Source organism: Nodosilinea sp. LEGE 07088 (assembly GCF_015207395.1).
Lineage (GTDB): Bacteria > Cyanobacteriota > Cyanobacteriia > Phormidesmidales > Phormidesmidaceae > Nodosilinea.
Genome location: NZ_JADEWX010000236.1, coordinates 1 through 7,196 on the forward strand (window position 1 = coordinate 1; position 7,196 = coordinate 7,196).

Here is a 7,196-nt window from a genome sequence, read left to right on the forward strand (position 1 = left end):
CCCTTGAGATAATCCAGGGCAAAGGGCACGTAGTAGACTTCGTCGAACACCAGGGTGTGGATGTGGCCCAGGCCGGTCAGGCGCAGCGACAGGGCGATCGCCCCCAGGCTGAGCAAACCCCACTTGAGGGAGATCGATCGCGGCCAGCCCACCCCGCTACTGCCCCTGGGCGGCCATGCGCGCTTTCATGCGATCGCGAAACGCAGCCAAATCCTCCGCCGTGGGCTGGGTGGTCTGCCAGGCCGGGCGGGCCATCAACCGCTCGGTCCAGGCTTGCAGGCTAGGGTAGTCGGCCATGGGCAGCCCCAGCGACTCAAACCAGGGGGCAAAGGTGCCCGCCACCACATCCGCCAGGGTGAGTTGGTCGCCGCAGAGGTAGGGGCGATCGCCCAGCTTGTCGGCGTAGAAGGTGAGCACGACCCCGGCCTTTTGCTTGGCCTCATCAATCACCTCAGCGGGGTCTTGGCCAAAGCCCATCATTTTTTTAATCAAGGGGTTGACGGCGGGCACCAGCTCGTTCACCGTCACCATTTCAACCATGCGGAGGGTGGCAACGCCCTCGGCAGTCATTGCTGATAGCGAGATATCCGGGAACTTGGCCTCAAGGTAGTCCAAGATGGCGAAGGATTCGATCACCGTGAAGCCGTTATCCACCAGTACTGGAATGTGGTGGAAGGGGTTGAGGGCTAAGAAGTCGGGCTGAAACTGGTCGCCGCCCAGGTCTACCACGTGGGCCTCAAAGGGCAGGTCTTTCTCTAGCAGTGCCACCCAGACCCGGCGGGAGTTAACCGACAGCGGGGTATGGTAAAAAGTCAGCATCGTCAATGCCCTCAATACTATGTGGATTCTAGCGATCTAGCATTTCACAGGAAAGCACTATCACCTGAAAGACCCCCAATGAGTTACGTGCGTTCGAACATTGATGCGATGGCTGGCTATGTGCCTGGAGAACAGCCTCGGTCAGGAACCAATATTATCAAGCTCAACTCCAACGAGAATCCCTATCCACCCTCTCCAAACGTCATTAAGGCGCTGCGGTGTTTCGAGGATGAGCAGCTGAGGCGATATCCTGACCCCTTTGCCCGCAACTTCTGCCAAGCCGTTAGCGATGTTCTCGGCGTGCCTGCGGATTGGATCATTGTGGGCAATGGTAGCGATGATCTGCTGAATCTTTTAGTCCGCGCCTGTACCGACGGGGAGTCGCGGCAGATAGTCTATCCAACCCCGACCTATGTGCTGTACCGCACCCTAGCGGCGATACAGCCTGCCACGGTGGTTGAGGTTCCCTACCCCGATGATTTTCAACTCCCGCTCAAAGAACTCATCGCGGCCCAGGGAGCGATTACCTTCATCGCGTCTCCGAATAGCCCCTCAGGCCACGTTGTCCCCCTGCAGGACCTGCGTCAGCTAGCTCAACAGGTGGCAGGGCTGGTCGTCATTGATGAAGCCTATGTAGATTTCGCCGATGGCTCAGCGCTATCTCTGGTGGAGGAATTGGCAAATGTGGTGGTGTTGCGAACCCTATCAAAAGGCTATTCCTTGGCTGGTTTACGGCTCGGGTTTGGGGTTGCTCACCCCAAGCTGTTGGCCGAGCTATTTAAGGTGAAAGATAGCTATAACGTCGATGCCATTGCGATCGCATTGGGAACCGCAGCCATGCAGGATCAGGCCTATAAAAATGATTGTGCGACTAAAGTTAAAACATCCCGGGCGACGTTGACCCAGGCGCTACGGGATCTGGGCTTTAAAGTGCTAGATTCCCACGGCAATTTTGTCTTGGCCACTCCCCCTCAGCCCAGGGCAGAGCAGCTGTATTTGGCCCTAAAAGAACAGGGCATTTTGGTCCGCTACTTCAAACAGCCTCGGCTAGACGATAAGCTGCGGATTTCGGTGGGAACCGATGCCCAAAACCAGGCGCTGATCGCCGCCCTAACTCGTTTCAACCACCCTTCTTGATGCGTCATGGTTGAGCCAGAGACTGTTGGGCTAGCTTAGTCTGCTCCCTTGAGCACCTAAACCAGATCACATAGAACGCTATTGGCAGCAAAGCCAGACTGGCTCTGTTGAATAACGGTAGCGGCTTGCTGCCATTGCTGCTCGTCGTCGCGGAAAGGAGAAAGATTTGGACCTAACCATCTTCGTCGATGACAAGCTCGACTACGCCGCCGCTCACCAGCCTGAGATGCTGTCGAATTTCGTCAGGTGGAGTAATTTGTCCGGTATTGGTAACGGTGGTAACCAGCATAGCTAAGGAGTTAGTTGATAGGGTGTTGCTGAGTCAAAGTATGTTTACTGATTACACTAGAACCAGTCCACTTGGGGGATAGCCATGGTTTCCAATGCAGTTTCGCCGGTACCCCTAACGACGCTGACCTTTGCTCAATACCTCCATTATGACGACGGCACCGACACCCGCTACGAACTGGTGCGAGGTCTTTTGTTGCCCATGACTCCTGCCCCCTGGCCCCACAGCAAAATCGCTAAATTCCTTGAACGCCAGTTTGACGATGAAATTGCTCGCCTTGGACTGGGCTGGGAAGCCGTACGCGGCGATGTGGGACAACGTACTGAAGACGCCACAGCCCGGCTCCCTGATGTGTTAGTGGCTCAGCAGCACGATCTAGACGCTCTGGGTACTCGCTCAGCCGTGTTGGAAGTCCCAGCCTTATTGGTAGTCGAGATCGTCAGCGAAAGTTCTAAAGTAGACGACTATCTCTACAAGCTGGCGGAGTACAGAAATCAACAGGTCCCAGAGTATTGGGTTGTAGACTATCTGGGATTAGGAGCCACTCGTTATATTGGGGCTGAGAAATTGCCTACATTGTCTATCTATCAACTGACTGGAGACGACTATGAAGTTAGGCAGTTTCGGGGAAAAGATCAGGTAGCCTCGCTAACCTTTCCCGAGCTAGCTCTGACCGCTGAGCAGATTTTTCAGGCGGGGCAGGTGGTTTGATATCGGGAGAAATCTCTGCCGTTGCTTGTCCCCATGCTCCTGCGTCGTCGAGATTGGGGCGCAGGAGCACCACGGTGGCGTTCCCATGCTCTGCGTGGGAACGAGAGAACTGCATAGACCCTTTAGGCAAATCTTCTAGGTCGTGTAACCTAGAAAGCACACCGCCTATCGCTGCGGCCCATGTATGCCCCATGACCGACATTTTGACCGGAATTTATAACGCCATTGATCCCTTCCGGCCTTTGGAGCCGGGAGACCCCGCCTACGTGCATTGCGAGGCGGAACGGGGCGATGCCAATGTGCTGCTGGATCTGGGGCCAGAAATTTTGCGCTCTAACCGCTACACCTGCCAGCTCTACAGCGGTCACCGGGGGGCGGGCAAGTCTACGGAGCTGTTGCGGCTGAAACAAGATTTGGAGCAGAAAGGCTGCTTTGTGGTTTATTTTGCCGCCGTGGGAGAAGACGGCGACATCGACGCTCAGGATGTGCAATACACCGATATTCTGCTGTCCTGCACCCGCCACTTATTAGAAGAGTTGCAAAACGCTGACCCTGCGCCCTTGATTAGCTGGTTTAAGGAGCGGGGCCAATCGCTCTACGACCTGGGCCAGACCAAAGTGGTGATGGAGTCGCTAGATGTGAAGACCCTGGCGGCGCAGTTTGCCGAAATCACCGCCAGCATTCGCGCGGTGCCTAGCCAGCGCAGCAAGATTCGCGACTTGGTGAACCCCCACACCATGACCCTGGTGAAGGCGCTGAATGCGTTCATTGCCGATGCCAAGGCCAAGCTGCCGCCGGACAAACAGCACATCGTTGTGATTGCCGACAACCTCGATCGCATCGTCCCCATCCACGACGACTATGGCCGCAGCAACCACGACGAAATCTTTTTGGATCGCAGTGATCAGCTCCAGGGGCTCGACTGCCACCTGATCTACACCGTTCCTATTTCTATGGTGTATTCCAACCGGGCCAACGACCTGAAGGAGGTCTACGGCAACCCAGATCTGCTGCCGATGGTGATGGTGCAGAAGCCCGACGGGCAGCGGCATCTCCCTGGCATTGCCAAAATGCAGGAGGTGCTGGTGCGCCGCATTCAGCCCTTTATTGCCGAAGTGCAGCTGGGGCGCGATATCTTTGAAAATGACGACGTGGTGACCCAGCTTTGCCTGGCCAGCGGCGGCCATGTGCGAGAGCTGTTGCTGCTGATGAAGGAAGCGATGAACCGCACCGAGGCGCTGCCCATCCCCACGGTGGCGGTGCGGCGGGCGATCGCCACTACCCGCGACACCTATCGTCGCACGGTAGAAAAAGATCAGTGGCGGGTGCTGGCCAAGGTGGCCCAAACCCGCAGCATCGATAACGACGAACCCCACCGCGACCTGCTGTTTCGCCGCTGCCTGATGGAGTATCGCTATTTTGACGACGAGGGTACGATGCAGTGCTGGTACGATGCCCACCCGCTGATCAAGGCGATCCCTGAGTTTCAGCAGGCGAAAGCCGCCCTGGCAACGGAGGCACCCCCACCATGACCACCGACCTGCTGGCCTGGGATGAAAACGACCAAACCCTAGACCCCGACGCAGAATACCGGATGCTGCTCAACGGCCTGCGCCGCACAGAGGGGTTTGGCCTGTTTTTTGTGGAGTGCTCACCTTTCCAGGGAGAGAAGCTGATAAAGCGCACTCGGAAAGATTTAAGGGGTAAGCGCGTTGATGTTCTGAAGCTAGAGGCTCCAATTTCAGATGGCAACTTGTTCAAGAGAATAAAAACTTTTCTGGATGAACGGGAGGAGACATTATTTACCCGTTTTCAAAGGTTTGTTGGGGTTTCTCAACAGACAGATGTTCTTTTCATTCAAGGTTTAGAGTTATCACTTTTAGATTACGAAGAATCGAAAAAACGTCTGGGCTGGAGCAGCGAAAAAATCTTTAGCTATAGCTGGCACGGTGTGCCCCCGGTGCTGATCAACCTCAACCAACAGCGGGAACGCTTTCGCGATAGCTTTGCCACCCGGATTGTGTTTTTGCTGCCTGTCTTTGCGGTGAAATACCTCGTTCACCGCGCCCCCGATTTCTTTGACTGGCGATCGGGCGTGGCCCAAATCGCTGACGATACTGCCACCCTCAGCCGTGAATCCCGCCGCCTTTGGTTAGAAGGCGGGTACAGCCAATACCTGAGCTGGACGCAAGAACAGCGCAATCGTCGCATTCTAGAAATTCAATCGCTGCTAGAAGCCGAGAAGCTGGATGAGTCGGAGAGAGTCAATCTGCATTTTGAGCAGGGCAATCTCTTCGATGCTTCCATGGAATGGAAAGCAGCCATTGCCGCCTATAACGCTGCGCTCGCCGCCTATGACGCTGCGAGCGCAATCCAACCCGACGACCCCGAAGCGCTCTACAACAAAGATCTTATACTCAAGCTCAAAGGGCTTACGGAACAGACTGTGCTCTGCGAGAAAGAGATTGCGTTGAATGAATTAGGCCACTATGAGGAGGCGATTGCTGCCTATGACGCTGCGATCACCATCAAACCCGACGACCACGAAGTGCTCTACCTCAAAGGGGTTGCGCTGGGGAACTTAGGCCGCAATGAAGAGGCCATTGCCGCCTATAACGCTGCGCTCGCCGCCTATGACGCTGCGAGCGCAATCCAACCCGACGACCCCGAAGCGCTCTACAACAAAGATCTTATACTCAAGCTCAAAGGGCTTACGGAACAGATTGTGCTCTGCGAGAAAGAGATTGCGTTGAATGAATTAGGCCACTATGAGGAGGCGATTGCTGCCTATGACGCTGCAATCACCATCAAACCCGACGACCACGAAGTGCTCTACCTCAAAGGGGTTGCGCTGGGGAACTTAGGCCGCTACGAGGAGGCCATTGCCGCCTATGACGCTGCGATCACCATCAAACCCGATCTCCACAAAGCGCTCTATCTCAAAGGGATCGCGCTGTGGAACTTAGGCCGCCATGAGGAGGCCATTGCCGCCTATAACGCTGCGATCGCAATCCAACCCGACAACCACGAAGCTTGGGACAATAAAGGGTATGCTTTAGCGAATGCTGGACAGCTCAATGAAGCGATCTCTAGTTTTGATAAAGCAATAGAAATTAACCCTCAGCACGCTAACGCTATCTACAACAAAGCATACGCCCTCAGTATGCAGGGAGATCTAGAGTCAGCTTTTGAGTTACTCCAACAAGCTTTTGACATCGATCCTAATTATCGCGAGATGGCAAAGACCGACACCGACTTCGACCCCATCCGCGCCGATCCCCGCTTTCAAGCCCTGCTAGAGCGCTGATCCAGGAACCCGGCTGCTTGATATGGATAGTACTGAATGGGAGGATCAAAATCTAAACAGTCATCTGCCATCCTTCAAGGGGCATCGTATTAGCTTTTGATCATGACTCAGCCAGGGACAGTTTATATCGTGGGGGCCGGGCCGGGGGCGATCGCCTATCTCACCGTGCGGGGGTACGACCTGCTCCAGCGGGCCGAGTGTCTGGTCTACGACGCCCTGGTGGATGAGGCGTTGCTGAAATTGCTGCCAGTGGGGTGCGATCGCATCGATATGGGCAAGCGCGGCGGCCAGCCCAGCCCTCCCCAAAGCGAGATCAACGCGTTGTTAGTCAAGCTGTCTCGAGCAGGAAAATCGGTGGTACGGCTCAAGAGCGGCGACCCGTTTATCTTTGGCCGCACCGCCGCCGAGGTGCAGGCCCTGCGCGAATCTGGCTGCCCAGTGGAGGTGGTTCCTGGCGTTTCTTCGGCCCTGGCCGCCCCCCTGCTGGCGGGCATTCCCCTCACCGACCCGATCTGGAGCCAGGGGTTTGGCGTGGTCACCGCCCACGACCCCGATCGCCTCGACTGGGCCACCCTGGCCCGCCTGCAAACCCTGGTGGTGCTCATGGGCAGCCGCCACCTCAACGACATTGTGCAGCGCCTGCGGTCTAACGGCTGCCGGGGCGAAATGCCCGTGGCGATCATTCGCTGGGGAGGGCACCCGCAGCAGCAGGTCTGGGCAGGCAACCTGCTCACCATTGGCCAGGTGACGCGAGGAGAAGTGCTATCGCCCTGCGTCATGGTATTTGGCGAAGTCGTCCGTCTGCGGCGGTATTTAGCACCAGACATCCAAAATCCAAAATCCAAAATCCAAAATCCAAAATCTCCAGCAGACCCACCCCTACCCCTCCCAGGAGGAGACGAGGCCTCGTCCAAAATCCTTCACCCTTCACCC

The 7,196-nt window shown here is 56.1% G+C and carries 7 protein-coding genes; 5 read left to right on the forward strand and 2 right to left on the reverse strand.

Translation table 11 applies throughout. From position 1 onward, the window contains the following. Window positions 1-156: 156 nt before the first annotated feature. On the reverse strand, window positions 157-819 hold the full coding sequence (locus IQ254_RS28365) for a glutathione S-transferase family protein (RefSeq protein ID WP_193969504.1): 663 nt from the start codon (window positions 817-819) through the stop codon (window positions 157-159). 78 nt (window positions 820-897) lie between these two features. Between IQ254_RS28365 and hisC the strand changes: the two genes are divergently transcribed. Next, the gene (gene hisC, locus IQ254_RS28370; protein WP_193969505.1) at window positions 898-1,956 is read left to right on the forward strand and encodes a histidinol-phosphate transaminase; all 1,059 of its coding nucleotides are present in this window, start codon (window positions 898-900) and stop codon (window positions 1,954-1,956) included. A gap of 172 nt (window positions 1,957-2,128) precedes the next feature. Here the strand turns inward: hisC and IQ254_RS28375 are convergent, their stop codons facing one another. Next, window positions 2,129-2,245 carry an AbrB/MazE/SpoVT family DNA-binding domain-containing protein gene (locus IQ254_RS28375; RefSeq protein WP_193969506.1) on the reverse strand — a complete coding sequence of 39 codons (117 nt, stop codon included), beginning with the start codon at window positions 2,243-2,245 and terminating at the stop codon, window positions 2,129-2,131. Between the two features lie 84 nt (window positions 2,246-2,329). On the opposite strand from IQ254_RS28375, the gene IQ254_RS28380 reads away from it, so the two are divergent. From IQ254_RS28380 to cobA, 4 genes are all read left to right on the forward strand, one after another. Beyond that, complete coding sequence (locus IQ254_RS28380) at window positions 2,330-2,956, forward strand: Uma2 family endonuclease (protein WP_193969507.1); 627 nt, start codon at window positions 2,330-2,332, stop codon at window positions 2,954-2,956. Between the two features lie 191 nt (window positions 2,957-3,147). Further along, window positions 3,148-4,488 carry an AAA family ATPase gene (locus tag IQ254_RS28385; RefSeq protein WP_193969508.1) on the forward strand — a complete coding sequence of 447 codons (1,341 nt, stop codon included), beginning with the start codon at window positions 3,148-3,150 and terminating at the stop codon, window positions 4,486-4,488. After that, complete coding sequence (locus IQ254_RS28390) at window positions 4,485-6,263, forward strand: tetratricopeptide repeat protein (RefSeq protein ID WP_193969509.1); 1,779 nt, start codon at window positions 4,485-4,487, stop codon at window positions 6,261-6,263. Before IQ254_RS28385 ends, IQ254_RS28390 begins: the two co-directional genes overlap by 4 nt. Window positions 6,264-6,365: 102 nt before the next feature. Continuing rightward, the coding region (gene cobA, locus IQ254_RS28395) for a uroporphyrinogen-III C-methyltransferase (RefSeq protein ID WP_193969510.1) at window positions 6,366-7,196 on the forward strand (831 nt) is incomplete at its 3' end.